This is a genomic window from Pseudomonas putida S13.1.2 (assembly GCF_000498395.2).
Lineage (GTDB): Bacteria > Pseudomonadota > Gammaproteobacteria > Pseudomonadales > Pseudomonadaceae > Aquipseudomonas > Aquipseudomonas putida_Q.
In genome coordinates this window covers 484,465-509,637 of sequence record NZ_CP010979.1, presented here as the reverse complement: position 1 = coordinate 509,637, position 25,173 = coordinate 484,465, and the positions used below count along the sequence as shown (strand labels likewise).

The following is a 25,173-nucleotide window of genomic DNA, read 5'->3' as shown; positions in this document are numbered from 1 at the left end:
CGAAAGGATGAACAGCAGGAGTCTGCATGAGCAACTTGAACGATGTGCGTTTTACCTTCAGCACACCCGCCGATGAAGCAATTGCGTTTGATGTCGTGTCCTTCGAACTGACCGAAGGGGTCAGTGAACTCTACCGATTGGAAGTCGAGCTGGTCAGCTTCGCCGACAACGCCGACTTTGCCACCTTGCTCGACCAACCCGCCGTGCTGACCATCTGGCAGCAGGGTGAGGCGGTGCGCCATGTGAATGGCCTGATCAGCAGTTTTGAACAGGGCACAACGGGCCACCGCCGCACCCGCTACCGCGCCGTCGTCGAGCCACAGCTGGCCCGCGCCGGCCTGCAATCGGACTGGCGAATCTTCCAGCACCGTCCCGTCCCGCAGCTACTGGAGGAACTGTTCAAGGAGCGCCAGTGGGGCACGCTGACCCAGCACGTGGCCAACCCACACCAGAACCGAGAGTTCTGCGTCCAGCCCGGTGACCTGGACCTGGACTTCTTCTGGCGCCTCTCGGCTGAAGAGGGTTTGATTTCGATCTTCGAGCACAGCGAAGGCAGCCATGGCGTGGTCCAGGTCGACCAGATCAGCCAGTTCGGTAGCCTGCAAGGCGACCCGGTGCTGTACGTCGCCAACCCCGGCGGCGCGCAGCAGCAGCCCTGCTTGCGTCGCTTCGCCTACCGCGAGCAGGTGCGCACCAGCACCCAGGTCCAGCGCGACTACAGCTTTGCCCACCCGCGCTACAACCATGAGCACGCCATGTTCCCTCAGGACATGGGCAGTCAACGCCACGACTACGAGCGTTACGACTACCCCGGCCGCTACAAGCACGACAACGCCGGCAAACCGTTTACCCAGACCAAGGTTAATGCCCTGTTTGGTGATGCCCGCGTGGCCGAGGTCGAAGGGGACGATGCGCGCCTGCAGCCTGGGATTGCCTTTCAGCTGACCGGCCATGCCCGCGACGACATGAACATCCTCTGGCGCCCGCTGCACATCAAGCACAAAGGTCGCCAGTTCACGGCACTGGAAGAGGAAGCGGCTGACGCCAAGGTCAGCACCTCCTACGCGTTCACCGCTACCCTGATCCCGGCGCAGGTCGAATGGCACGCCCCTGCCCGCCCCAAACCGGTGATCGAAGGCCCGCAGATGGCCAAGGTGGTCGGCCCGCCCGGTGAAGAAATCTACTGCGACGAGCACGGCCGCGTACGCGTGCAGTTCCCCTGGGATCGCCAGGGCCAGGACGATGACAAAAGCTCGTGCTGGGTGCGAGTCACCCAAGCCTGGGCCGGCGCGACCTGGGGCCATATGGCTATTCCCCGCATTGGCCAGGAAGTGGTGGTCAGTTTTCTCAACGGCGACCCCGACCAGCCAATGATCACCGGGCGCAGCTACCACGTGGTCAACCGCCCGCCCTACCGCCTGCCCGACTTCAAGGCCGTGAGCCCGATCCGCAGCAAGGAGCACCACGGCAAGCGACACAACGAACTGCGCCTGGACGACACCACCGGGCAGATCAGCGCGGCGCTGATGAGTGACCACGATCACTCGGCGTTGCACCTGGGGTACCTCACCCATCCGCGCCACTTCGGCGGAAAGCCCCGGGGGCAAGGTTTCGAGTTGCGCACAGATAGCCACGGTGTCGTGCGTGCCGGCGGCGGCTTGCTGCTGACCACCGAACTGCGAGCCCGCGCAAGCGAACACCATACGGACCTCGCAGAAACCGTCGAGCGCCTGAAGACCGCACAGGAATACCACTCCACCTTTGCCAGTGAAGCCCGCGATCACTTGGCGCAGGACGGCGGTGATCAGGATGAAGTGGGAAATGCACTCAAGGCACAGCACGACGCCATCCGTGGCAGCGGCGGCAACCCCGAGGCCAACCGCTTCCCCGAACTGGCCGATCCGCAACTGGTACTCGCCAGCCCAACCGGCATCGCCACCAGCACCCCACAATCGACCCACATCGCCAGCGGTGAACACCTGGGCCTGAGCACGGGTGGTCACACCAGCATGGCGATCGGCAAACGCCTGCTGATCAGTGCCAGTCGTGGGGTGCGGCAGTTCGTGCAAAGCATGGGGTGGCGACTGGTAGCGGCCTCCGGCGACATCGATATCAAAGCGCTCAAGGACAACATCAACCTGCTGGCCAAGCTCAAGGTCACCGTCACTGCCGAGCGGATCACCCTCAGTGCCAAGGAGGAATTAGTCATCCAGGCCGGTGGCAGCAGTACCACCTATAACGCTGGCGGCATCGTGCATGCAACGGCCGGCCAGTACACCGCGCACGCCACTGACTTCATCTACAAGGGCTCGAAAAGCCAGGCGGCGGCGTTTCCCGAAGACATCAAATCGGGCAAAGGCAATCTGGAGCTGTTCCAGCACTACGCCAACAACCATGCATTCAAAGGTGCCAAGTACGAGGTCGAGGATGCACTTGGCCAAGTGGTTAAAGGTGCGCTGGATGAGAATGGCTTCGCTGTCGTATCAGGTCTGGCATCTGGCCCCGTGAAAGTGCATTTCGGTCGAGACCAAACCAGAGCTGCGTCTGCAGCCCCATTCGAGGAGCAGCCCCCCTCCCCGGCTGCCGATGAAAGCTCGCAACTCAGCCCGGCTGCAGCAATGCAGGAGGCTGTGAGCCAACTTATCAAAGCTGGCGAGATGCAAGCCCCAGACGCCAACACCCTCTTGGAGACTGCCCTCAGGCCGTCGGGTGTCAGTGAAGCCAAGCTGAAAGCCCTTTCCATTCCAATGACCGCCGCCAACGCAAGGAACATTCAGCATGGATAGGTGCAGCGGGGTGGTAGCCCCTAAAGAAACGTTTGACGAAGAAGATGTGAAGGTCGGCACAGAGATGCTGGCCCAGTGGCTGACCGATCTCACCGGCGACATCGTCAACTGGAGAACCGTAATAACCGTCGGCGAGATGCTGCCAGTAGCCGGATCCATCTTTGCCGCAACCGATGCAGTGGGCGACATCATAGAGCTCGCCAAGGGCGACAATACCTACCGTGCTGATGTGTTCAACTGGGTGGGCCTAGGCATCAATTTATTTGCTATCGCGCCACTGCCGGGTATTGGCCCTGCCCGAATGGTGATGCGCCCGACATTGAAGTCGATAAGGACTGCTAGCAAGGACGGCATAGTTCAAGCACTGCTCAGCGCCATTGAAGGCGCTCTCGCCTACGTCTGCCCCGGTGACCTAGAAGCGTTCGTCGCCGAGGTCGAGATTAAGCTGCAGAGTATTCTTGCCAGCTTCGCCGCAAAAATTGTCGAAGTTTGCAAGTTCCTCGCCGACTTGATTAGGTCGGTGGCTGACGGAACAATCAAGGATGTAGCCCTAACGGTTCTGTTCCCCGGAATACGCCTAGTAGCAGAAGCCTCTGATTTCCTCAAACGAAAGACAGGCTACGGCTTCAGTAGAAATGAACTCGGCCTCGGTGAGAGCACGAAGCTGAAACAGCTACTTGAGCCTGTCGCTCAAAGCCTCGAAAGCATTGGCGAAATGGCTGGCGGGAAGATCGTCGAGATTGGCGAGAAGACGAACCCAGGTAGCATCGCCGCCATTCTTGAAGTGCTACGCACGGCACTAAGCAAAGGCAAACGGCCAACACGGCGAGCCAATATTGCTCCCGGCTCCACTGCCCAAAGCCGCCAAGTACAAGGGCGCAACTCCACCGAAGCCGCTCCCGGTCAACGCCCCACGAGAGCGGATCCCAACTGCAAAAAGCGCGGAGTAAAAGCGGGAACCAACTGCAGCATCAGCTTCGCCACTGGCAGCGAGACGATTGTCCACACTGACTTCCAGTTGCCAGGGGTGTTTCCCATCGAATGGTACCGCACCTACCGCTCTACATTGTTTGCTTTTGACGACAGCCCCTATGGCGCACGCTGGATTACACCGTTCGCCGCCCGTTTTGATCTGAATGAAGACCAGCTCATCTACCATGGTACAGATGGCCGAAGTCAAAAGTACGCCCTACCAAAGCTCGAGGGCAGCCACTACGACCCCATCGAGAACGTAGTCATCGCTCGGATTTCCAACGATACGCTCGCCATCCTTCGCGGGCACGAAAGCCAGGAAATCTATCAACGAGACGGTAATCAGTTCCGACTGACCTCCATCAAGAAAAAAGGTGGCGCAAGCATTGCTCTGCACTATGAGCATCGTGTCGAAAATGCCACTGTCCTTTCGGACCTGGTGACTTACCAGCACGACACCCCGCATCAGCACATCCATACGGATATCAACGATCAGGGGCGCGTCGTCGCGCTTTGGTTGATGTATGAAGGGCAGCCACAGCGCCAATTGGCGTCATACATCTACGACGCACAAGGCGACCTGTGCAGCGCAAAGGACGAACATGGGGCCGAATGGACGTACCAGTACCAGCACCACCTGGTGACCCGTTACACAGACCGGACCGGTCGGGGCATGAACCTCGAATGGCTTGGCGAAGGCGCTGATGCCAAAGCTGTTCGCGAGTGGGGCGACGATGGCAGCCTGGATACCCGTCTGAGCTGGGACCCGAACATCCGCCTGACCCGTATCGTAGATGCCAACGGCAATGAAACCCAACACTTCTGCGACATCCTCGGCTACCCGTACCGCATCATCCATCCCGACAAGAACGAGGAATGGCTCTACCGGGATGCTGCCAAGAACGTCACCCAGCATATTCACACCGATGGCAGTAGCGATGTCTATGCCTATGACGAGCGCGGCAATCTGCTGCAGCACACTCGCCCGGACGGCTCATCGATCCACCACGCCTATGACGACCTGGACCAGCGTTTCAAGAGCCGCGACGCCGAGGGCGGACTGTGGAAATACGACTACGACCAGCGCGGCAACATCATCGAAACCCAGGATCCACTGGAAAACAAGACCCTCTACACCTACAACAGTGACAACCTCCCCGTTGCCATCACCGATGCCAACGGCGGTGAGAAGAAACTGGCTTACAACCGTGATGGGCAGCTGACCAGCTACACCGATTGCTCGGGCAAGACCACGCAATGGAAGTACGATGCCCTGGGCCAACTGGCCAAACTGATCAACGCCGCCGGCGAGGTAACCGAGTACCACTATGAGGCCGGCCAGCTGACATTGCTGGTCCACCCAGACAAGACCAAAGAAAAGTTCGAACGCGATGCCGAGGGCCGTTTACTCAAACACACCGACGCCCTTCATCGAAGTACATCCTGGATCTACAACGAAGCCGGCCTGATCCATCAGCGTCTCAACGCCAACGACACCACCCTCACCTATCACTGGGACAAGCTCGGTCAGCTCGTGCGCCTGCGCAACGAGAACAACAGCGAAGCCAGTTTCAAGTACGACCCTGTGGGTCGGCTGCTCAAGGAAACCGGTTTCGACAAGGAAACCACCCACTACCTCTACGACAACGGCAGTAACCTGCCTACTCGCCGTGTAGATGGCGACAGGACCACCCACTTCGAATACGACCCGATGGGCCGGCTCATTCAGCGCAAGGCCGGACGGCGCGGCGGCGAGAAGTGGGAAGTTGAGACCTTTGCCTATAACGGTAATGGCAACCTGCTGTCGGCCAACAACGAGACCTGCAGACTGCAGTGGTTTTACGATGCGGCGGGCAACAATACGCGCGAGCACCAGTGGCTGGATTACCTTACAAAGCCACAGGTTGCCGTGTTCACCCATGAATACGATGCCCTCAACCAACGTATCGCCACCACTCGCCCCGATGGGCACAGGGTCAGCTGGCTGACCTATGGCAGCGGACATCTACTGGCCCTAAAACTCGATGACAAGGAGTTGATCAGTTACGAGCGTGATGACTTGCACCGAGAGATCGGGCGCGTGCAAGGCAACGGCCTGGTCCAGCGACAAACCTGGAGCCCGAATGGCCAGTTGCTGGAGCAGACGCTGGCCCGACAGGGCGAGTCCAAACGAATAGCGGCGCGCACTTACCGCTACGACGAAGCTGGCCAGTTACACCACATCAATGACCTGAACCGTGGCGATCTGCGCTATCGCTATGACCCGGTCGGCCGCTTGCTCGAAGCCAGCCACAACTATGAGAAGGAGACATTCGCCTTCGACCCGGCGAGCAACCTGCTGGACCCCGAAGCACCGCCGGGGGCCAATCCTCACTCGCCGCGCAAACTGATGGACAACGTGCTGCGCAGCTATTGCGGTACGCAGTATCGGTATGACGAGCGCGGCAATCTGCTGGAGCGGATTGAGAACGGCAAGACTGGCAAGTTTACCTGGGACTTGTTCGACCGGCTGCGGCGCTACGAAGATGAGCGTCTGGTTGTCGAGTTTGGCTATGACGCATTAGGCCGCCGGGTCTACAAGGACTCACGCTCGAAGTACCGAAACCGGGTACAAGCTGGACCGGTCTGGAACGAGAACGCCAGGCGCGCGCTGGATGAAAAGCTGGGTTGCGATTTGACGTTGTTCATCTGGGACGGCGATACGCTAGCATTCGAACAGAGAGGGCGTGATGGCAAGGGACAGACCACGCATTACGTGTTCGAGCCGGGGACCTTCATTCCGGTCGCGCAAGGCGTGATAAACCATATTGATGAAATGATGCATCAGCCGAGCTATGATTTCCCATATGACATTGACCGGGATCCAGTGTGGCAACACAAACCGGTAATGAGACGTTTTGATAAGATTGGCTGGTGGCACTGCAATTGTCTCGGAACACCCCATGAGTTTACTGATGAGAGCGGGAAAATCGCCTGGAGTGGAATCTTTCAGGCTTGGGGGGGAACCTGCGAAACAAATGGAAAAGCTAAGCGGGCGGACATTTGCAACCCTGTTCGACTACCTGGTCAGTATTTAGATACAGAAATTGGGCTACACTACAATAGATATCGTCACTACGATCCGCGCCTGGGGCGTTTTATCGGAAAAGATCCGATCGGATTCAGCGGGGGGCTGAATGTATATCAATATGCTCCAAACCCCTTACAATGGGATGACCCTAGAGGCTTATCTCCACTCAGCATAATCAAAGCAGTCGCAGAGTTGCGAAGTGGTAAAAGCGTTACCGTTTGCTCTTACAAAGAGGCTTCCGCCGTATTGTTCGGAGCCTTTCCTGACGCGCAGAAATCGGCAGGCGCGGGTGATAAAACTCCAGACAAGATTGCTAGGGATAAAGCTGCTTTCAAGTCCCTCCGCCAAAATGGCACGGGAAGAGCCAGCTATCATATGGATTTCAAAATCAATCCAGTAACTGGAGTTCTTTACGGCCATGAATCACTTCCCGACGGCCATGCGCATAAAACTTTGCCTCATATTAATATAGTCACACCAGAAGGATCTAGAGCAGACATCTTCATCGAGAGAAATCCTAATTGCCCGGGCACGAGACCAAAAAGACGATGAAAATTTATAACCAGCTTCAAAAAATAAAAAGCCATTTAAAGCAGAATAAAAAACTATGGCTAGAACACGAATATAATGAAAACGGAAAAATCTACAAGAAGGAATTTTTCATAAAACTCCACAATAACACCTTCCATATTGGTCTTGACGAATATCTTGAGGACTATGAAGACGCCACCGACCTTTACAGGGTACATATACGCAAGTCATATACCAGCCTGTCCGAAGCAATGACATTCATAACCAGCGAACTCCACATAACGGAAGATGAGATTATCTTTAAATGCAACAAAAGCTAGCTTGATTGAATTGACAAACACACATCGGGATTTAGAAATGCATGCACTGCTAGGAAGCCAAAGAACGATGCAAACGTTGAAGCGACACGAAGCTCACATGCTATACAACCTCCATCGAAGTCAATGAGCATACGATACCCTGGGTCAACTGCCGTAAAGGATCAATGTTGCCGGTGAGGTCACCTAATACCGGTAAGGGGTGATGGAGACTGCGCAGTTCAGCAGAAACTTTAAGAGGACTTGATGATGCCACAAATTGTAAGACTTAACGACTCAACCGATCACGGAGGTGAAGTAATTGAATCCATACCCCATACAAACCTCAACGGCAAACCAATGGCCGGCAAAGGAAACATGGTCTACTGCCCTTTATGCAAAGGCGAGTTCCCAATCATCGAGGGCAGTGACACCTACCGCGTCAACGGAGTACCCGTCGCGCTCGAAGGCATGAAGACCGCGTGCGGCGCCAGCTTGATCGCCAGCGCATCACACGGCAGCGTCCATCGCTGAGTGAACTAGGCCAGATGGAGTAGGTGAACAACAGACATCCCAGCAGTATGTCTGTTGCCGCCGCTGCTAACCTACGAGCAAGGCCTGATCGCCCGGGGATGTATGGCATTGCCGGATGGCATGCTCCCCAAGCGCCTGGCAGCGCTATAGGCGAGGAAGAACCCGACATCAATCTCCAACTGTTCGGAGTGCCGCTCGCTGCACAACTTAAAGGCTTGCAGCACAACCTGTTCGATGTCGGCTTCGACTGTATCCCTGAAGACCCCATGGCCTGCCCAGCGAACCGCTGTTGCAGACCAAACTGGTTGTCGCCCTCCCCTTTGGCGATGCTCCATCCAGAATCCCAGAGCGAGCTGCACCGGATCGTTGTGCAACGCAGACCTGAACCGGCGCCACAGCGCCTGACCGCCCCATTGAACAATGTCGCGCCCCGCACTACCGCATGCATCACCAATGGCCCTGGTGGACACCGTGGGTGGTCATGGGCGTGGTTTGTGTGACGGGCGCCATGCCGAGGTAGCCCACGTTAGTCACGGCTACGGCACCGCGGTGCGGGATTTGTGCCTGAATGCCGCGGCTGTCTGCCTACGATCTGGGCGCTGCGTTGTCGGATGCCGGGAATTCAAAGACGCCGCCCATCCCTATCAATCAAAACAGCGAAAGTGGATAGTTGAGGATCAGACGGTTTTCATTGAAGCTCGTGTTGGTACCCCAACCCCGACGCAACGTCGAGTTCCGCCATTTGATATTCAAGTCTTTCAGCGCGCCAGACTGGAACACATAAGCCAGTTCGGTCTCCCGCCCCCACTCTTTGACACCGGTCTCACCCCCAACATGAATACCACGCCCTTTGATATAGCGGTTCATGACGACCAGACCCGGAACGCCCAATGCCACAAAATTATAATCGTGGCGCACCTGCCAGGAGCGCTCATTGGCATTTTCGTAGCTGGAGCTGAAGCTGTCGTTAGCCAATGAGCCACCTGAAGTACCGTTGACTTTCATCCAGCCGTCTTGGCCGGAGACCTTCTGCAGACCGATAGAGAAGGTGTTCGCGCCGTACCTCGCTGAAAACAATCCGGACCAGGTACGGTTGTCGAGATCCCCCGCCAATGACCGCCCCTCATCCTGACCCTTGTACCATTGGACGTTAGCACCCAGCGTCCATTTGCCAATGGGCTGGCTGTGAGTGACCTGGATCATCTGCTGACGGTAGATATCCTTTAACGCCGCCCCCCACCCACCGAGCAACGTCCGCTTGTCATTGAACGTGTACTCACCCCCCACAAAGTTGAACCGATCCGAGGTGACGCCCGGTTTCTGGGCAAGGAACATATCTTCCATGCTGGCATCGTTTCGTGGGCTGTTGGCACGGAACTGGCCACCATACAGGGTGAGATTTTCAATCTCTCGAGAAGTGATCTGCGCACCTCTGAACGTCTGCGGCAACGATCGCCCGTCATCTGAACGCAGGATCGGTAGTGTAGGCATCCATTCGCCAACCTTGAGCTCCGTAGCCGAGATCCGTACTTTTCCCGCAATCGCCAGCCGCCCGTAATCATCCGCCGCGTGGCCATCGTCATGAACTGGCATCAATTGGGTGCCGGCAGTGCCACGGCCACCGTCCAGTTTCACAGCGTAGAGGCCCATCGCGTCTACCCCAAAACTTACCAGGCCGTGGGTGAAGCCGGAGGTGTAATTCAAAATGAACGCTTGGCTCCACGCCTCGGCCTTACTTTGAGTCGCCGAGTCGCTGACATAGTTGCGACTCATAGAGTAATTACGCAGGTTTAACCCAGCCGTTGAGTCTTCTATAAATCCGGTTTCGACTGCCTGCACGCTGATTGCAGTACTCAGCAGTGGCACGGCGATCAACACGTTTGCGTTATTGAAAATATACTCGGGTGCGCGGATTTTCATTTTTATTATTTCCATCACAGATATTTAATTCAAACGCAGCCCGTCACGCCGAACATTCATTCGACGAGTTTGCTGGCCAAAAAAAGAGCGCGCCCACAGCGGTGCTTATCATGCACGCCAGGCGCACCCAAAAGAGCAAAACGCGGAGCACTGTTTGCTTACTGCAGCTCCGCCATTATCAGCCCGCGCTGGAAGGCGTCTTGCAGCGGGTATATTCCAGTTGATAAAGCGTCGTGGCGAGTTGCGGTTCAGGTTCGTCCAGCAAGTTACCAACGGCCGCGACCAGCTGCTCTCTGGCATGCCCGACATAGTCCGCGGCACAGCCTTCGATGATGATGATCCAGGATGGGATTTCAGTGCCCTCCAATCGGGCCTTTTTCTCTGCCGTCTCAACCTTGCTGACGGCTTCATCGGCGGTGCAAAGGTGGATCCCGGTGATCCCTTGAGCATCGGCCAGCGGAGGCAACACCTGATCACGCAACGCTTGGAGAACGTCTGCGTGGCGTTCGGCGGTCACATTGAAGCGCAGGGTGACCAGGTAGGCGCCATTTCCTACGCCGGCGGTGTAGTGCACGTCACAGATTGATCGAGCGACATTGCGGTAAGACTGCACGACTTTCTGTGTCCAGGGAGTCGGCGCATTAAGGCGAGCCAGATAATCTGCCCCCCCTAACACCCCGACGGTATCGGCCTCATACAGATTGAAATACAAAGGCCCCGCATCGAGCGCGATGTATCGCCGCCCCCGCTGAAACCCGGGGATCGCCGCCCGCTCGGGCATGTGCTCACGGTTATGCCACTCGTAGAACTCATCCCGCGCCTCGGGCAAAAGATCATGCCAAATTGCAACTACGCCTGTTCCTGCAAAACTCATATCTTTTTCTCCGGGATCAATCAACGTTAGGGTAGCGACCGTCAACCCAGGCTGCGCCCATCTCCGAAACATAGGGAACTACCGTCTGGGTCTGCTCACCCAAACCCGCTCCACCTACGCGCATGACATCCCCGGCCTTGAGAAACACATGCGGCTTCTGACCCAGGCCTACGCCGGGCGGCGTGCCGGTAATGATGACGTCACCCGGCATCAGCGGCATGAAACGGCTAAGGTAGGACACGATGTGGGCCACGCTGAAGATCATCGTCCGGGTGTTACCGTTCTGATAACGCTTGCCGTTCACTTCCAGCCAGAGGTCGAGGTTCTGCGGATCGGCGATTTCATCGCGCGTCACCAACCAGGGACCCAGTGGCGCGAACGAAAAGCTGCTCTTGCCCTTGGTCCATTGCCCTTCGTACTCAAGCTGATACGCGCGTTCGGAGACATCGTTCGCCAGGCAGTAACCGGCGATATGATCCAGCGCTTTGCTTTCCTCTACGTGCCAGGCGGGTGAGCCAATCACGATAGCCAGTTCGACTTCCCAGTCGAGCTTCTTCGCATCACCCGGCAGGATCACAGGGTCATTTGCACCACTGATGGACCCGGTGTGCTTGTTGAACACAACAGGTTGGCTCGGAATAGGCGTGTTGGTTTCGGCGGCGTGGTCAGAATAATTGAGGCCGATACAGATCAGGTTCGGCACGCTGCCCACGCACGGCCCCAGACGGGCACCCGCCGGTACCAGCGGCAGGCGCCCGGTGTCGATGCCACGCAGTTTTTCAATACTGGACGGCGCCAGCGCTGCGGCATCGATATCATCGACAATGCCCGAAAGATCCCTTATCTGTCCTTGAGCATCCAAAATCCCAGGCAGTTCTTGTCCTGGCAAACCGAAACGAACCAAGCGCATACGTTACTCCTCAAGCGTTGAAAAAAAGACAGACAGGGATCCTGCCTCGCCGAACTGGATATCCAGCGGCTGGTGGGTGGGAACTTCGAGTAGCCCCGCATAGGAGCCGGTGATCACGACCTGACCCGCCTCCAGATCGATGCCACGTGCAGAGAGAAAATTGGCGAGCCAGACGATCGGCGAGACGGGGTCTTGATCCGGGTGAGTGCCGGCAATGCTCACAGGCTCTACACCCGGATGACTCAGGGTTACATCAAGGTGAGTGGGCAAATTGTTCGAGCTCAGCGAAATGGCACGAGGCCCCAGCACTAGCCCATGGTTGAACAACCCGTCAGCCAGCAAGTGCTCGAACGGGACCTTTTGCGGATCGGTGTACCGACAGTCGATTACCTCGAGTGCAAGGTGTACCTGACTGATGGCCCGCGCAATGTCATCGGCCGTGTAGGGCGCCGCGCGGGCAGGAAGACTGGCGCCCAACACGCAAGCAAGCTCGGGTTCGATTCGTACCGTGGAAGTTGCGAAGCCCAGGGGGTATCGGTCGCAACTCACGATGCTATCGGTGTAAATGGGCGCGACTATCCACTTGCCAGGTTTGGGCAATGCGCATTTCCATCCGCCCACTTTTTTCCCGGCCAGCACACCGACATGCTGTTGTATCTCGAAGCCTTGCTCCAGGCTCAGTGACGCCTCATTGCAGGGCAGAGCATCTAGTCGATTACCCGTTTGGCGTGCGTTCGCGAGGTACGCGGCGGCTTGCAAAAGGGTGGGTTCACGCGCATCAGCTGATTGACTGCACTGATCCATGAGCTTCACCCCTGCACGCTGGGTTGCCGAGGCCATACCGTACCAAGCTTGTTCGCAGCATCCTCAAGCAGTGCATGCAAATCGTCGTAGCGGTCTGGATGCATCCGCAACACCGGGCCGGCAATACTCATGGTCCCGACCACAACTCCAGACGGGATCATCTTCACCGGCACCGCGATTGCCCACACACCAGCCTCAGCCTCTTCCACAACGAGCCCATAACCCCGTGATCTGGTCGCCGCCAAGTCGGAAAGCAAGCGTTCAACGGTATTGATAGCCTTGGGGCCTTTACCTATACCCAGGTCTTTGCCCAAACCGTCGCGGATCGCAATTTCGACAGCTTGCTCGTCAGGCATGGATGCAAGCCAGGCTTTGCCGTTAGCAGTGGTGTACAGATTGATTGGCTGATCCATGGCTGGCGAGTACATCAAACCAGGTGCGGCGCCTTGGGCCGAGGCGAGCCAAGACAAACCGCCCTCGCAGACGACAGTCAGGCGTACCAGCTCATGGGATAAAGACGCTACGTTTTCAATGATCGGCTGCACAAGCTCCGGCAACCCGATGCCGTTCAGGTAACGCTGCCCCAAAAGCGCCAGCTTGAGTGTCAGCCGGTATTGGGATGTTGCCTCATCCTGCTCGGCCCATCCTTGTTCGACCAACTGCGCAAGCACACGGTGGGCCGGCCCCTTCTCCATCCCCAGTTCACCTGCAATATCAGACATTCGCATCCAGCGGGCTTCACGAGCCAGCAGCTCGATAGCCTCAAGGCAGCGATCAACAGCACCTTTAACGACTCTCATGGGATTCTTCTCAGCTGGTTATGAGCAGCGCCAACCAAAATGTCACGCCGTTCTATTTGGAACACAGTTACAATAGTAAGCATCGTCTGATCGTCACGTCAACGCAAATGCACCCTTGCCATCAACACTGAACGCGGCTTGAGCAGCCAGCCTGTCGCACGTCCACGTCCGGGTCGTGAGCTGTGCCTGCACCCTTGACAAAGGCAATACTCGGGAACAACATTACAAATGGAACGAAGTTACAATAATAAAATCACGGTATCGGAGACACTTCATGAGCCATGGCATCCCGAGCGATCCACACTCCAAGCGTCAGTCGAGGAAGGCCGCTGCTAGCGGCTGGATCGGATCGGCGTTGGAGTACTATGACTTTTTCATTTATGCGACTGCCGCAGCCCTGCTTTTCCCGCAGCTGTTCTTTCCAACGGACAATCCCACCGTGGGCATCATCGTTTCACTCGCCAGCTTCGGCGTGGGATACATCGCACGCCCTATAGGCGCGGTGGTGCTGGGGCACCTGGGTGACCGCCATGGCCGCAAGACCGTCCTGGTCTACTGCATGTTCTTGATGGGTTTCTCGACCATGTGCATTGGCCTGCTCCCCACCTACGAGCAGATCGGCGTGTGGGCGCCCGCAATACTGATCACCTTGCGTCTTATCCAAGGGTTTGCGGTTGCCGGCGAGGTGTCTTGCGCAAGCTCCATGACCATGGAGCATGCCCCTGATGGGCGCCGTGGTTACTTCGCAAGCTTTACGCTTCAAGGCGTGCAAGCTGGGCAACTGTTGGCGGCGGGGGTTTTCCTGCCGCTGGCCCAATTCATGCCCGCAGATGATTTTGCGTCCTGGGGCTGGCGAATTCCGTTCCTGCTTAGCGCTGTGGTGCTTGTGGTCGGCTGGATCATCCGCCGTGAAGTACATGAAGCCCCGGTCTTCGCTGAGGCGCAAGCAGGGGACAAGCCTCGTAAATTGCCAGTGGTCGAAGTGCTCACCGAAAGCTGGAAGGATGTGTTGCGCGTCGTCTGCATGGCACTCTCTGCAGTCCTGGCAATCCTCGCCTCCGTGTTCGGCGCCACCTATGCAGTCCAGCCTGCTTACGGTATTGGCTTCCCCTCAGGCTTGTTCATGTGGATTCCAGTCCTGGGCAATTTGTGCGCGGTGATACTTATCCCATTCGTCGGTAAACTCTCTGACAGAATTGGGCGTCGCCCCCCAGTGATCGTGGGCGTGCTCTGCGGCGGCCTGTTGTCGTTTGGGTACCTCTATGCGATCAGCATCCACAATCTCTGGCTGTCACTGATCCTGTCGCTTCTCATGTGGGGCGTGGCCTACCAAGGTTTCAATGGTGTTTTCCCAAGCATGTTCCCAGAGTTGTTCCGCACTCGGGTACGCGTCACCGGTATGGCTATCGGTCAAAACATCGGCGTGGCATGCACTGCGTTTCTGCCAGCGCTGTTCGTATCGGTTGCGCCTCCTGGCACCGAAAATATCCCCCTGAAAATTGGCGCCCTGACGTTTGGTATCTGTGCAATCTGCGCAATTGCAGCGTTCACTACCCGCGAAACGTTCCGTATTCGCCTGAGCGAACTTGGCGACCCCAACGCTGTGCCGATGTCGAAGGAGGAGTACGAACTGCTGCAGGAAAAGTCCAATCCCAGATCGAGCAGTAGCGCCCCCAATCAAGCGCTGAAAAATCAACTGCAGTGACGCACACCTGACAACCAGACCCATCACGCTCAACGTGTTGCGCAATTGCCCTGCGCAGCACGTTGAGCCCCAAGGCGATGAACGTGTGCGCCGCCAGCAAGAATCCAATCCGCGAGCTGGCAATTGGCGCGCACTCGCCAACTACAGTAGGTCCACATGCACCCACTCATCACCGGCAACACGCGCATCTATGGATTGATAGGTGACCCGCTCAAGAGCGCCAAATCCCCGATGCTGCTGAACAGGCTATTCGCCGAAGCACAGACTGACGCCGTCTGCATCCCATTGGAGGTCGGCACGCAGGGCCTGGCCGAGTTTGTCAAAGGCGCGCGCGCTGTGCGCAACCTCGCTGGGCTTCTGGTCACCATGCCGCACAAGCAAACCATGCTTGAAGTCGTGGACATTCTTCACCCCACCGCGCGCCAGGTAGGGGCAATAAATGTGGTTCGCTGCGACAAGGACGGTCGCTGGGAGGGCGCTGTGTTCGATGGGCTCGGCTGCATACTGGGCATGCAGCGTCAGGGAGTTTCTGTACTTGGGAAATCGGTTCTCCTGGTCGGAGCCGGTGGCTCGGGAAGGGACATCGCTTTTGCCGTTGCCGCTGCTGGCGCCCGCTCACTGATCATTTCAGATCTGGATCCGCACCGTGCCGCCGACCTGGCGCAAAACGCTGGCAAAGAAGGTTTGTGCGATGTGCAGGCAGGGCCCGCAGACCCTGCAGGTCATGACATCGTTATCAATGCTACCCCGCTCGGCATGAACCCTGATGATCCGATGCCAATAGAAGCAGAGCACTTGACCCCCGCCATGGTGGTGGTCGACAACATCACTCGATCCGAGCCAACCGCGTTGTTACTGGCGGCACAAGCACGCGGATGCAAAACCCTTGATGGCCAGCCCATGCATTTAGGCCAAGCCTTGCTGGCACTGGGTTTCCTGGGCTTCAAAGACATCGAGCGTCGCTACTCGACCGGACTGTAACACCCCCTCCTCCCCCTGGCTGCCAGCCCGAGCGTGCTTCATCACGCCAATCGGAGCCTCAACGATGCGCATGCTTTCGGCATGCTCACATCCTTGGTGCTGGCTGCCTTGCCTCCACAGCGCTCAACGCCCAACAACAACGTAACTCACTTCCGTTCGTAATAGGGTCGTGTTAGGCTGCTTGCAACTTCGCCAATGTCGCTTGCGCGCTACTGGTTAGCGGTCACATCCGAAACCTCGATAGCGTCAGCAAGTATTCAAACTTACTTATTTATAAAGGGTGGATGTTTGAACGTCGTTCTCCTGGAAGTCAGTCACTGGCACACCCCCCTCTATCTCGATGCTCTGGAGCGTTTGCCTGATGTAACGGTCACGGCGGTGTCCGACGCAACAGGATCGCGGGGGCCTGCTCTCGCCCAGCGTTTCGGTGCACAACTTTACGATCACTGGGAAACCCTGCTGGAAAACGAGGAGGCTGATTTCGCCTTTGCCTTTGGCCCACACGATGAGCTGTATGCCATGGGTACGGCATTGATCGAGCAAAAAGTCCCCTTCGCGATGGAAAAGCCCTGTGGACTAACCCAGCACGAAGTGCTGGACCTTTACCAACGCACCGAAGCCGACGGCCTGTTCGTGGCGGTGCCGCTGATATGGCGGCACAGCGAATTACTGAACCGCCTGAAACAAGAAGCCAGGCAGCGTGAAGCCAAGTGGAGGACCCTGGCGTTTCGATTCAACGCTGGCCCGCCTGGCCGCTACCTGGCTAACAGTTGCTCCTGGATGCTTGAGCCGAAACGCTCGGGTGGCGGATGCACAATCAATCTCGCGCCACATTTCGTCGATCTGGTTCAGGAAATTTCTGGCGAGGCGATTCGAAGCGTGTCGGCAGTGATGTATCGCGACCCGCTACTGACAGCCGTTGAGATCGGCTCGTTGATGACCCTGGTGACCGAGAGTGGCTGCATCTGCACTATCGAAACGGGGTACAATTATCCCGCCAATACCCCCGAGCAGCGGGAGTATTCATTTTCAATGTCAACTGATCAGTTTTACGCACGCTCCACCGCAGATGGCATGCGGCTGGTCGACGCGGCCGGGCAGGCAAGTGACCTGCACATGAGCTTGAACTCTGACGTGTATTACGACAACTTCGTAACCGACATCCTGGCGGCTGACCGTGATAGTGCTTATGCAGGCGCCGGGCTAGCAACCATGCACCGCGTCATGCGTATCATCGAGGCGGCCTATGAGTCAGATCGCCTGGGCGGCGTCCCCATCAAGGTCTAACACCCTGACGCAAAACAAAGGATTAGAAAATTGTCACATATAGGCCGCTACTTCAATACTTTGGAACTGCTCCTTTCACATCCAGGCGGCCTCGCCCTGTCTGAAATCAGTGAACAGACTCAAGTGCCCATGGCCACGGCTCACCGTATATTGAGCGCCCTGCGGGAAAGAGGCTACGTTTACCAGGACGAGCAGGACCATTACTGCCTGACGCTGAAAATCCCCAGCATGGGCGTGAACTACATCACTGAAACCGGCTTTGCCAGGATCATGCAACCTTTGCTTAACGAACTCGCCAGGGAAACCGGCGAACATGTTCGCTTGGCGGAAGTTGCAGAGGATCATCTGACGTGGGTACTGCAAGCCACGAAAAATACCAGGGGGCTTCAATACCGCCGCGCCCTGGATGAAAAAATCATTCCCCATACCACTGCGGCAGGCAAAGCATGGCTCTCCACCATGCGTGATGAACGCGCGATGCGCATTCTCGCCGCCTGGGATATCGAGAACAGCCGGGAGTACGCAGGGCCTAACGCACGCGTTTCGATACGCGACATTTTCGATGACATCGCGCTGATCCGCAAAGAGGGGCACGCGATAGTCAGAGAAGAAGGTGAAGTGGGCGTGTGCGTTGTGGCAGTGCCTGTATTCGACGTATCACGGCCAAACAACTCGGGCCCAGTGGCAACCCTCAGCATCGCCGGCCCCATCGCACGCATGCACGAGGAAACCCTGGATGCTCATATCGAACGCTTGAAAAGGTCGGCCATCAGGGTTGGCGAGTGCTGGTCGCTGTGGACTTCGGTGAGCGGTGAAGATTCGCTGCCCTCACGCTAACCCTCTCACGTGCACCTGGGCCCAGTGCGGGCCTCAGGGCTATTGTGACGACGCGCGTCAGGAAAGCAATTACGGAATGTTCCAACCCTTGTCACGCAGATCCTGCACACCTTTGTTCAGCTCGTACAAAGCGTTTTCTTCGCGGATGATTTCGAGCACGCAGTTTTCAATACCGCAGGTCGCGTGAACGGCCTCACCCAATCCGACGAAGTCCACGATTCCGGTGCCAACTGGATCATGACCCCAAACATCCGTGCCGGTGTCGGAGACATGCACAAAGTCGATAGCGCTTTGATAGGCCAACAAACTCGCTACCGGATCCTCACCTATATAAGCAGCATTGGCGATGTCATAAACGACCCTGACGACATCATCATTGAGAACCCCAACAACCTCTGCCAACTCCCGCATCGTAGGCGTGAAGCAATACGGGGTATTTTCTAGCAGCAAGCGAACACCCGCCTGCTTCGCCAATGGCGTCAAAACCGCCAGGCTCTCGTACATCCAGTCATAAGTCTTTTCAAGCGGTGGAGAAATCATCGGGCGCCGGGTGCCAGGGGAGATCACCACCTCCCGGGTATCCCAGGCGACTGCCAGGTCAATCACCGCCTTGATGTGATCGATGCTCTTCTGACGCATGTTGGCGGCGGGGCTGGCCAGGTTTATGTCATAGCCGCCGGCATTGAGCGACCTGATCTTCGCATCGTACTGACGCAGTCGCACGCTTGCAGCAGAACGCTCTGCGGTCGACATTTCCACCGGCCAGCAATGTGGCGAGCTTACGGGCACCTCGAACACACGGTGCCCATGCTCAGACAACTGCGCAATTGCATCGATTGCCGTGGACGACCACAGATAAGAAAACGTGCTGATGATCATATCCAAACATCCTTTCAGTTGAGTATTCACCTGAGTGAAACGGGCCATTCATATTGTGATTTTGTAAGTTGACCGCTATCGCTTACGGAGAGACGCGATGGATGTAACTGGATGGCGCCAGCCACTGCGCCGTCAAGGACATCCTGATGACGAAAAAACCATAACGAAACTGACTTCCATTGTCAATTTGATTGCAAAGTTGCATTCAGTTTTGTAGGTTAAGGCTCCACCTACAACAAAATCCATGAGTGAGGGTTGTCAAATGAGAGCGTTGGTTAGTGGCGGTAGTAGCGGCATCGGTGCTTCTGCATGCCTGAGAATCGCGGAGGCGGCGCTTGCCCGGGGCTCGCAGCCGAAAATTGCCGTTTGTGGCCAGGCTCCAAACGCAACCCAGGATGAGGTCGTTCGAACAATCAAGGCCATGGGTGGCGTCGCGATTTCGTTGTCCGGTGATCTTGGCGATCCTGCAGTGCCTGAGCAGCTGGTAGCAGCTGCAGTTGCAGAATTTGGCGGGCTTGACACGCTGGTTGCGAATGCCGGCATCGCCAGCCCCGGCGCGATCTGTAATTTGTCCCTTGAGGACTGGGACGACATGTTCGCCGTCAATCTTCGCGGCGCTTGGTTGCTTGCCAAGGCAAGCTACCCGCATCTTCGCGAGAGCCGAGGCTCAGCGTGCTTCACCTCTTCGATGTCTGGCCAGCTTCCGCATGCCGGCTCTGGCGCCTACAGCCCCACCAAGGCAGCATTAACCATGTTGGCGCAAACGCTGGCTCTGGAGTGGGCACCTGAGGGCATTCGAGTGAATGTCGTGTCGCCAGGTATGACGCATACACCCATGTCTGAAAAAATGTATGCTGATCCGCAGATCAAGAAAGCACGGGAAGGGATTATTCCGCTGGGGAGAATTGGTGAGCCAATGGATATCGCGAACGTGATCGAGTTTCTCGTTAGCCCGCTAGCCGGCTTTGTCACCGGGCAGGATATTTGTGTCGATGGCGGCTTTTCCAAGTCGATACTTAGCCATATCCCGGGCCGACCGAGCTCCAAATCCTAGGCACCCATAACGCCCGGCGCACGACCAGGCTCTGGCCTGAAATGCCGGGATAAGGCTGCTAATTGGTGATTCCAGCAGAAACGAAAAAAGGCCCCGAAGGGCCTTTTTTCGACGACTTACAGACTTCGAGGGAAACCTGTAGATCTTTATTTGGAGCGGGAAACGAGACTCGAACTCGCGACCCCGACCTTGGCAAGGTCGTGCTCTACCAACTGAGCTATTCCCGCGTCGTGATGGGTGCCATTCTAGCGATTTCTAAAACAGCGTCAACCCCTTGATTCAAAAAAAGTTTATTTCTGCTCGGAGCCTTCGCGCAGGTGCGGCCAGGCAGCCAGCAGGTAGTGCACCATCGACCACAGCGTCAGCCCCGCCGCCACCAGCAGCAGCCCGTAGCCCAGAATCACCCAGAACGTTACCGCTGGCGGGTTGGCCAGCAGGATCACCAGCGCCAGCATCTGCGCCGCGGTCTTCCACTTGCCAAGGTTGGACACCGCCACATGCGCCCGCGCCCCTAGCTCGGCCATCCACTCGCGCAGGGCCGACACCACGATCTCGCGGCCAATGATGACCGCCGCCGGCAGGGTCAGCCAGAAGTTGGCGTGGGTCTGTACCAGCAGCACCAGGGCCACGGCCACCATCAGCTTGTCAGCCACCGGGTCGAGGAAGGCACCGAACGGCGTGCTCTGCTGCAGGCGACGCGCCAGGTAGCCGTCCAGCCAGTCGGTGGCGGCGGCAACGGCAAACACGCTGCTGGCTGCCATGTAGCTCCAGTCATAGGGCATGTAGAACAGCAGAATGAAGCACGGAATGAGCAGGACGCGTAGAACGGTGAGCAGGTTTGGAATATTCATCGGTACGACTGGCTGCAAGTTGAGCCCGGCATTCTACTCGCTATGCAGGCTGGCATAAATCGACTCGGCAAGCTTTTTACTGATGCCGGGGGCTTTGGCGATTTCATCGACACTGGCGCGGTTGAGCTCCTGCAGGCCGCCGAAATGTTTCAGCAGATCGCGCCGGCGTTTGGGCCCTACCCCGGCCACATCCTCCAGGCTGGACACCCGGCGGGCCTTGCCGCGGCGAGCGCGGTGGCCAGTAATGGCGAAACGGTGGGCTTCGTCGCGGATCTGCTGAATCAGGTGCAGGGCCGGTGAATCACCTTTCAGCGTGAACTCGTGGTGCACGTCGTTCAGGTACAGGGTTTCAAAACCGGCCTTGCGGGTTACGCCCTTGGCCACCCCGAGCAGGGTCAGGTCGGTGAAGCCCAGTTCCTGCATCACATCGCGGGCCATGTTCAGCTGGCCCTTGCCGCCGTCCACCAGCAACACGTCGGGCAGCTTGCCCTCACCGTCCTTGATGCGCCCGTAACGGCGGGTCAGGGCCTGGTGCATGGCGGCGTAGTCATCGCCGGCCGTGACGCCTTCGATGTTGAAGCGGCGATAGTCGGACTTCAGCGCGCCTTCTGGGCCGAATACCACGCAACTGGCCACGGTAGCTTCGCCACTGGAATGGCTGATGTCGTAGCATTCCAGGCGCTGCGGCACTTCGTCCAGGCCCAGCACTTCGGCCAAGGCCTCGAAACGTGCAGCCATGTGCTGGCGGTTGGCCAGGCGAGCATTAAGCGCCTGCTCGGCATTGGTCACTGCCAGCTGCTGCCAGCGGGCGCGCGTGCCGCGTACCCGGTGGCTGATGGTCAGCTCGCGGCCACGCAGGGTGTGCAGCGCTTCGGTGATGGCATCGAAATCTTCGTGAACAACGTTGACGATCAACTCGCCGGGCAGTTCGCGTTCGGCGTTGCCCAGATAGTACTGGGAAAGGAATGCGGCCATGACTTCGGCCACTTCCTCCTCGATGCCCACCTGCGGGAAGAAGTTCTTGCTGCCCAGCACCCGGCCACCGCGCACGCTGATCAGGTGCACGCAGGCGCCACCCGGGTTGACGAAGGCGGCGATGACATCGACGTCACCACTGCCGCCCTCGATGTACTGCTGGTCCTGCACGCGGCGCAACAAGGCGATCTGGTCGCGCAGCTCAGCGGCCTTTTCGAAGTCGAGGGCCATGGCGGCCTTCTCCATCTCGGCATTCAGCTCGTTGCCCAGTTGCTGGCTACGGCCTTCAAGGAACATCACCGAGTGGCGCACGTCCTCGGCGTATTCTTCGGGGGTGACCAGATCGGTGCAGGGCCCTTTGCAGCGTTTGATCTGGTACTGCAGGCACGGCCGGGTGCGGTTGGCGTAGTAGCTGTCTTCGCACTGGCGCACCGAAAAGGCCTTTTGCAGCAGGCTAAGGCTTTCGCGGATAGCCCCGGCGCTGGGGTATGGGCCAAAGTAGCGGCCCTTGGCCTTCTTCGCCCCACGGTGAATGCCCAACCGCGGGAACTCGCCGTCGGACAGGAACACGTAAGGGTAGGATTTGTCGTCGCGCAGCAGGATGTTGTACGGCGGCCGCCACTCCTTGATCAGGTTCTGCTCCAGCAGCAACGCCTCGGTTTCGTTGGCGGTGATGGTGGTTTCGACCTGCGCGATACGCCCTACCAGCGCGGCGGTCTTGGGCGCCAGGCCGGTCTTGCGGAAATAGCTGGCCAGGCGTTTCTTGAGGTTCTTGGCCTTGCCCACGTAAAGCAGCCGGGCTTCGGCGTCGAACATTCGGTAAACGCCCGGGCGACCACTGCAGGTGGCCAGGAATGCGCTGGCATCAAACACTTGGGACATGAGGTTTTACAGGCTTGCGTCGACCATACCGTGGCGAACGGCCAGCAAGGTCAGTTCGACGTCGCTGGTGACCGAGAGTTTTTCAAAGATCCGATAACGGTAAGTATTGACGGTCTTGGGCGAGAGGCACAACTTGTCAGAGATGATCTGCACTTTCTGGCAGCCGACGATCATCAGGGCAATCTGGATTTCCCGCTCCGACAGCGTGTCGAACGGTGAGCCCTGCGGCTGGAACGGTTTCAGCGCCAGCTGCTGGGCGATTTGCGGGCTGATGTAGCGCTGGCCGGCAAATGCCAGGCGGATGGCCTGGACCATTTCGTCAAGGCCTGCGCCCTTCGTCAGGTAGCCGGCGGCACCGGCTTGCAACAGGCGGGTGGGGAACGGGTCTTCCTCGCACACGGTCACGGCCACTACCTTGATGTCCGGGTGGCTGCGCAGCAGTTTGCGGGTGGCCTCAAGGCCGCCGATGCCGGGCATTTTCACGTCCATCAGCACCACGTCAGGCTTCAGCTCGCGGGCCAGCTTGAGCGCGGATTCGCCCGAGTCACCCTCACCCACCACCTGCAGGCCATCGATGTCGGCCAGCATGCGGGTAATACCGGTTCGTACCAGATCGTGATCGTCGACCACTAAGACCCTAATCAAGCACACACCTCGTCAGCAGGGCGATTGGATCCCGCCACCTTAACAAAATTTTTCCAAGCGGGTCTAACGCATTGCTTCTGTAAGAAACGCCTGACGCTCAACAGTGACAGGCCTCACGGTTTGCCGGGGCTTTCTATCGCTGCTCAAGCGGCCCAGCAGGTGCCAGATGGCCGCCTGGTCGTCGATCGGCAACTGCCTAAAGGCGCCCAGCAACCCCGACTCATCCGTACTCAAGCCCTCTAGCGGGGCCGGCGTGCGCATGCCGCTAAGCACGTACAGTGCATCCACCCCCCTGGCCGCCAGCGCTGCAAGGTAATCGACCCGCGGCGTACGCTCGCCGCTTTCATACTTGCCCTGGGCGTTGGGCTCGACCCCACCGATATCGCCAAACACGCGCTGGGTCATGCCCAGGCGCTCACGCTCTTCCCGCAGCCGCGGACCAATCCCGTTCATTGTGGGCTTCTCCTTATCCCTGATCACGCTCATCCCCAGCCGCCCCGTCTACGGGCGACCGTGAGCGCCTGGGTTCACTATGCCGCTGCGCTTCGGCGGAGACAAGCCATCATTGCGCCACTAACCTATCGCGCGTTGCATGCGTACAAAGCATGCGTCCTCGCCCATTTCGACAAAGCCGTGGCGCTGGTACAACAGCCGCGCCGGGTTGCTGCGAAACACCATCAGCCTCAGCAACGGCAGGCGCCGCTGACCGGCCCACAGCGCCAGCTCTTCCAGTACCCAGCTGCCGATACCGCGGCCGCGGTGTTCGGGCAACAGGTGCAACTCGCGGATAAACAGCGCCTGGCGGTCCTGGCTGAGGCTGCAGAAACCCAACGGGCTGTCGCCTTCGCTGATCAGCCACTGCTCGCGCCAACCCCACGCCTGGTCGAAGGCTTCCTCGATCCAAAGCAGGTCAAATTCACGGTAGTACGGCAGCATGGCGCGCCGCGTGAGGTCGCGGGCAAACGAACGGTGATTGTCGTTGGCGGGAATCAAATGTAGCGGCATCGCACAATGGGCTCTGGAGTTTGGCAGGGCCGGCCTCATCGCCGGCAAGCCAGCTCCCACAGGCACAGCGATAACCTTGAAGCCAGTGTTGTACCTGTAGGAGCTGGCTTGCCGGCGATGAGGCCGGTGCAGCAAATATCACTCATTGGGCATAGCATACCGGTGAACTGCCCGGCCCATGACGGTCCAGTTCGCTTTCCAGCCATTCGGCCAGCACCCGCGCATTGTTGTGCTCGGTGTCCTTGCCTGCATACAGCAGGGTTAGTGGGCCCTTTCCGGCCAGGTCCAGCAAGGGGTACCAATGCTCGGGGTGGGCAGCCAGCTCTTGCTGGTAGCGCTGGGTAAAACCGGCAAAGTCGACCGCGCCCTGGTGAAATGCCCTGCGCAAATCATGCGAGGGTGCCACTTCGCGCAACCACTGCCCGTGCAGGTCTTCCTTGCGCAGGTTGCGCGGCCACAGGCGGTCTACCAGCACACGCTGGCCATCGTCGGCGGTGACCGCGTCGTAGACACGCTTGCAGCGGATCATGGCGTTCTCCTGCATTTACCGTCCGTCTTGAGCCTAGATAATTCAT

General features: G+C 58.0%; 20 protein-coding genes and 1 tRNA gene. 8 read left to right on the top strand and 13 right to left on the bottom strand.

Going from position 1 to position 25,173, the window contains the following annotated elements:
• Positions 1-26 precede the first annotated feature (26 nt).
• The 3 genes from N805_RS02085 (at position 27) to N805_RS02070 (ending at position 8,189) form a co-directional block, all read left to right on the top strand.
• Positions 27-2,786, top strand: a complete 2,760-nt coding sequence (locus N805_RS02085) for a type VI secretion system Vgr family protein (protein ID WP_019470579.1) — start codon at positions 27-29, stop codon at positions 2,784-2,786.
• Entirely contained in the window at positions 2,779-7,380 is a 4,602-nt protein-coding gene (locus N805_RS02080) for an RHS repeat-associated core domain-containing protein (RefSeq protein WP_019470578.1), read from the top strand. Before N805_RS02085 ends, N805_RS02080 begins: the two co-directional genes overlap by 8 nt.
• 545 nt (positions 7,381-7,925) lie before the next feature.
• Complete coding sequence (locus N805_RS02070) at positions 7,926-8,189, top strand: PAAR domain-containing protein (protein WP_026034361.1); 264 nt, start codon at positions 7,926-7,928, stop codon at positions 8,187-8,189.
• Between the two features lie 648 nt (positions 8,190-8,837).
• Here the strand turns inward: N805_RS02070 and N805_RS02060 are convergent.
• The 5 genes from N805_RS02060 to N805_RS02040 all read right to left on the bottom strand — a co-directional run bounded on the left by N805_RS02060 (position 8,838) and on the right by N805_RS02040 (position 13,497).
• Complete coding sequence (locus N805_RS02060; protein WP_019470574.1) at positions 8,838-10,109, bottom strand: OprD family porin; 1,272 nt, start codon at positions 10,107-10,109, stop codon at positions 8,838-8,840.
• A gap of 178 nt (positions 10,110-10,287) precedes the next feature.
• Entirely contained in the window at positions 10,288-10,983 is a 696-nt protein-coding gene (locus N805_RS02055; protein ID WP_019470573.1) for a hypothetical protein, read from the bottom strand.
• A gap of 16 nt (positions 10,984-10,999) precedes the next feature.
• Positions 11,000-11,893, bottom strand: a complete 894-nt coding sequence (locus N805_RS02050) for a fumarylacetoacetate hydrolase family protein (protein WP_019470572.1) — start codon at positions 11,891-11,893, stop codon at positions 11,000-11,002.
• A gap of 3 nt (positions 11,894-11,896) precedes the next feature.
• Positions 11,897-12,697, bottom strand: a complete 801-nt coding sequence (locus tag N805_RS02045; protein WP_046811342.1) for a 2-keto-4-pentenoate hydratase — start codon at positions 12,695-12,697, stop codon at positions 11,897-11,899.
• Positions 12,698-12,702: 5 nt separating this feature from the next.
• On the bottom strand, positions 12,703-13,497 hold the full coding sequence (locus N805_RS02040) for an IclR family transcriptional regulator (protein WP_019470570.1): 795 nt from the start codon (positions 13,495-13,497) through the stop codon (positions 12,703-12,705).
• Between the two features lie 274 nt (positions 13,498-13,771).
• Here N805_RS02040 and N805_RS02035 point away from each other — a divergent pair, with 274 nt between their 5' ends.
• The 4 genes from N805_RS02035 (at position 13,772) to N805_RS02020 (ending at position 18,307) form a co-directional block, all read left to right on the top strand.
• Positions 13,772-15,202, top strand: coding sequence for an MFS transporter (locus N805_RS02035; protein WP_019470569.1), 1,431 nt, complete (start codon positions 13,772-13,774; stop codon positions 15,200-15,202).
• A 156-nt stretch (positions 15,203-15,358) separates the two neighbouring features.
• Positions 15,359-16,183 carry a shikimate dehydrogenase family protein gene (locus tag N805_RS02030; protein WP_019470568.1) on the top strand — a complete coding sequence of 275 codons (825 nt, stop codon included), beginning with the start codon at positions 15,359-15,361 and terminating at the stop codon, positions 16,181-16,183.
• A gap of 288 nt (positions 16,184-16,471) precedes the next feature.
• Positions 16,472-17,470 carry a Gfo/Idh/MocA family protein gene (locus tag N805_RS02025; RefSeq protein WP_019470567.1) on the top strand — a complete coding sequence of 333 codons (999 nt, stop codon included), beginning with the start codon at positions 16,472-16,474 and terminating at the stop codon, positions 17,468-17,470.
• A gap of 30 nt (positions 17,471-17,500) precedes the next feature.
• Positions 17,501-18,307 (top strand): IclR family transcriptional regulator, encoded by an 807-nt coding sequence (locus N805_RS02020; RefSeq protein WP_019470566.1) that lies wholly within the window; start codon positions 17,501-17,503, stop codon positions 18,305-18,307.
• Positions 18,308-18,376: 69 nt separating this feature from the next.
• Here N805_RS02020 and N805_RS02015 read toward each other — a convergent pair whose 3' ends face one another.
• Complete coding sequence (locus tag N805_RS02015) at positions 18,377-19,186, bottom strand: sugar phosphate isomerase/epimerase family protein (RefSeq protein WP_019470565.1); 810 nt, start codon at positions 19,184-19,186, stop codon at positions 18,377-18,379.
• A 262-nt stretch (positions 19,187-19,448) separates the two neighbouring features.
• Between N805_RS02015 and N805_RS02010 the strand changes: the two genes are divergently transcribed.
• Positions 19,449-20,240 (top strand): SDR family NAD(P)-dependent oxidoreductase, encoded by a 792-nt coding sequence (locus N805_RS02010; RefSeq protein WP_019470564.1) that lies wholly within the window; start codon positions 19,449-19,451, stop codon positions 20,238-20,240.
• Between the two features lie 151 nt (positions 20,241-20,391).
• Here N805_RS02010 and N805_RS02005 read toward each other — a convergent pair.
• The 7 genes from N805_RS02005 to N805_RS01975 all read right to left on the bottom strand — a co-directional run bounded on the left by N805_RS02005 (position 20,392) and on the right by N805_RS01975 (position 25,127).
• Positions 20,392-20,467 (bottom strand) — tRNA-Gly (locus N805_RS02005).
• Between the two features lie 63 nt (positions 20,468-20,530).
• Entirely contained in the window at positions 20,531-21,091 is a 561-nt protein-coding gene (gene pgsA, locus N805_RS02000; RefSeq protein WP_019470563.1) for a CDP-diacylglycerol--glycerol-3-phosphate 3-phosphatidyltransferase, read from the bottom strand.
• 33 nt (positions 21,092-21,124) lie between these two features.
• Entirely contained in the window at positions 21,125-22,948 is a 1,824-nt protein-coding gene (uvrC, locus tag N805_RS01995) for an excinuclease ABC subunit UvrC (RefSeq protein ID WP_019470562.1), read from the bottom strand.
• Between the two features lie 6 nt (positions 22,949-22,954).
• On the bottom strand, positions 22,955-23,593 hold the full coding sequence (gene uvrY, locus N805_RS01990) for a UvrY/SirA/GacA family response regulator transcription factor (RefSeq protein WP_023047491.1): 639 nt from the start codon (positions 23,591-23,593) through the stop codon (positions 22,955-22,957).
• Positions 23,594-23,656: 63 nt separating this feature from the next.
• Positions 23,657-24,046 carry a helix-turn-helix domain-containing protein gene (locus N805_RS01985; RefSeq protein WP_026034360.1) on the bottom strand — a complete coding sequence of 130 codons (390 nt, stop codon included), beginning with the start codon at positions 24,044-24,046 and terminating at the stop codon, positions 23,657-23,659.
• 120 nt (positions 24,047-24,166) lie between these two features.
• Entirely contained in the window at positions 24,167-24,598 is a 432-nt protein-coding gene (locus tag N805_RS01980) for a GNAT family N-acetyltransferase (protein ID WP_019470560.1), read from the bottom strand.
• Between the two features lie 142 nt (positions 24,599-24,740).
• A complete protein-coding gene (locus N805_RS01975) occupies positions 24,741-25,127 on the bottom strand; it encodes a DUF488 domain-containing protein (protein ID WP_019473865.1) in 387 nt (128 codons plus the stop codon).
• Between the last annotated feature and the right edge of the window lie 46 nt (positions 25,128-25,173).

Coding starts and splice junctions, on each gene's coding strand:
- N805_RS02080 (WP_019470578.1), top strand. CDS start 2,779: ATGGATAGGTGCAGCGGGGTGGTAGCCCCTAAAGAAACGTTTGACGAA.
- N805_RS01980 (WP_019470560.1), bottom strand. CDS start 24,598: ATGCCGCTACATTTGATTCCCGCCAACGACAATCACCGTTCGTTTGCC.
- N805_RS01985 (WP_026034360.1), bottom strand. CDS start 24,046: ATGAACGGGATTGGTCCGCGGCTGCGGGAAGAGCGTGAGCGCCTGGGC.
- N805_RS01975 (WP_019473865.1), bottom strand. CDS start 25,127: ATGATCCGCTGCAAGCGTGTCTACGACGCGGTCACCGCCGACGATGGC.
- N805_RS02010 (WP_019470564.1), top strand. CDS start 19,449: ATGAGAGCGTTGGTTAGTGGCGGTAGTAGCGGCATCGGTGCTTCTGCA.
- N805_RS02070 (WP_026034361.1), top strand. CDS start 7,926: ATGCCACAAATTGTAAGACTTAACGACTCAACCGATCACGGAGGTGAA.
- N805_RS02055 (WP_019470573.1), bottom strand. CDS start 10,983: ATGAGTTTTGCAGGAACAGGCGTAGTTGCAATTTGGCATGATCTTTTG.
- N805_RS02045 (WP_046811342.1), bottom strand. CDS start 12,697: ATGGATCAGTGCAGTCAATCAGCTGATGCGCGTGAACCCACCCTTTTG.
- pgsA (WP_019470563.1), bottom strand. CDS start 21,091: ATGAATATTCCAAACCTGCTCACCGTTCTACGCGTCCTGCTCATTCCG.
- N805_RS02085 (WP_019470579.1), top strand. CDS start 27: ATGAGCAACTTGAACGATGTGCGTTTTACCTTCAGCACACCCGCCGAT.
- N805_RS02050 (WP_019470572.1), bottom strand. CDS start 11,893: ATGCGCTTGGTTCGTTTCGGTTTGCCAGGACAAGAACTGCCTGGGATT.
- N805_RS02040 (WP_019470570.1), bottom strand. CDS start 13,497: ATGAGAGTCGTTAAAGGTGCTGTTGATCGCTGCCTTGAGGCTATCGAG.
- N805_RS02060 (WP_019470574.1), bottom strand. CDS start 10,109: ATGAAAATCCGCGCACCCGAGTATATTTTCAATAACGCAAACGTGTTG.
- N805_RS02030 (WP_019470568.1), top strand. CDS start 15,359: ATGCACCCACTCATCACCGGCAACACGCGCATCTATGGATTGATAGGT.
- N805_RS02035 (WP_019470569.1), top strand. CDS start 13,772: ATGAGCCATGGCATCCCGAGCGATCCACACTCCAAGCGTCAGTCGAGG.
- uvrC (WP_019470562.1), bottom strand. CDS start 22,948: ATGTCCCAAGTGTTTGATGCCAGCGCATTCCTGGCCACCTGCAGTGGT.
- N805_RS02015 (WP_019470565.1), bottom strand. CDS start 19,186: ATGATCATCAGCACGTTTTCTTATCTGTGGTCGTCCACGGCAATCGAT.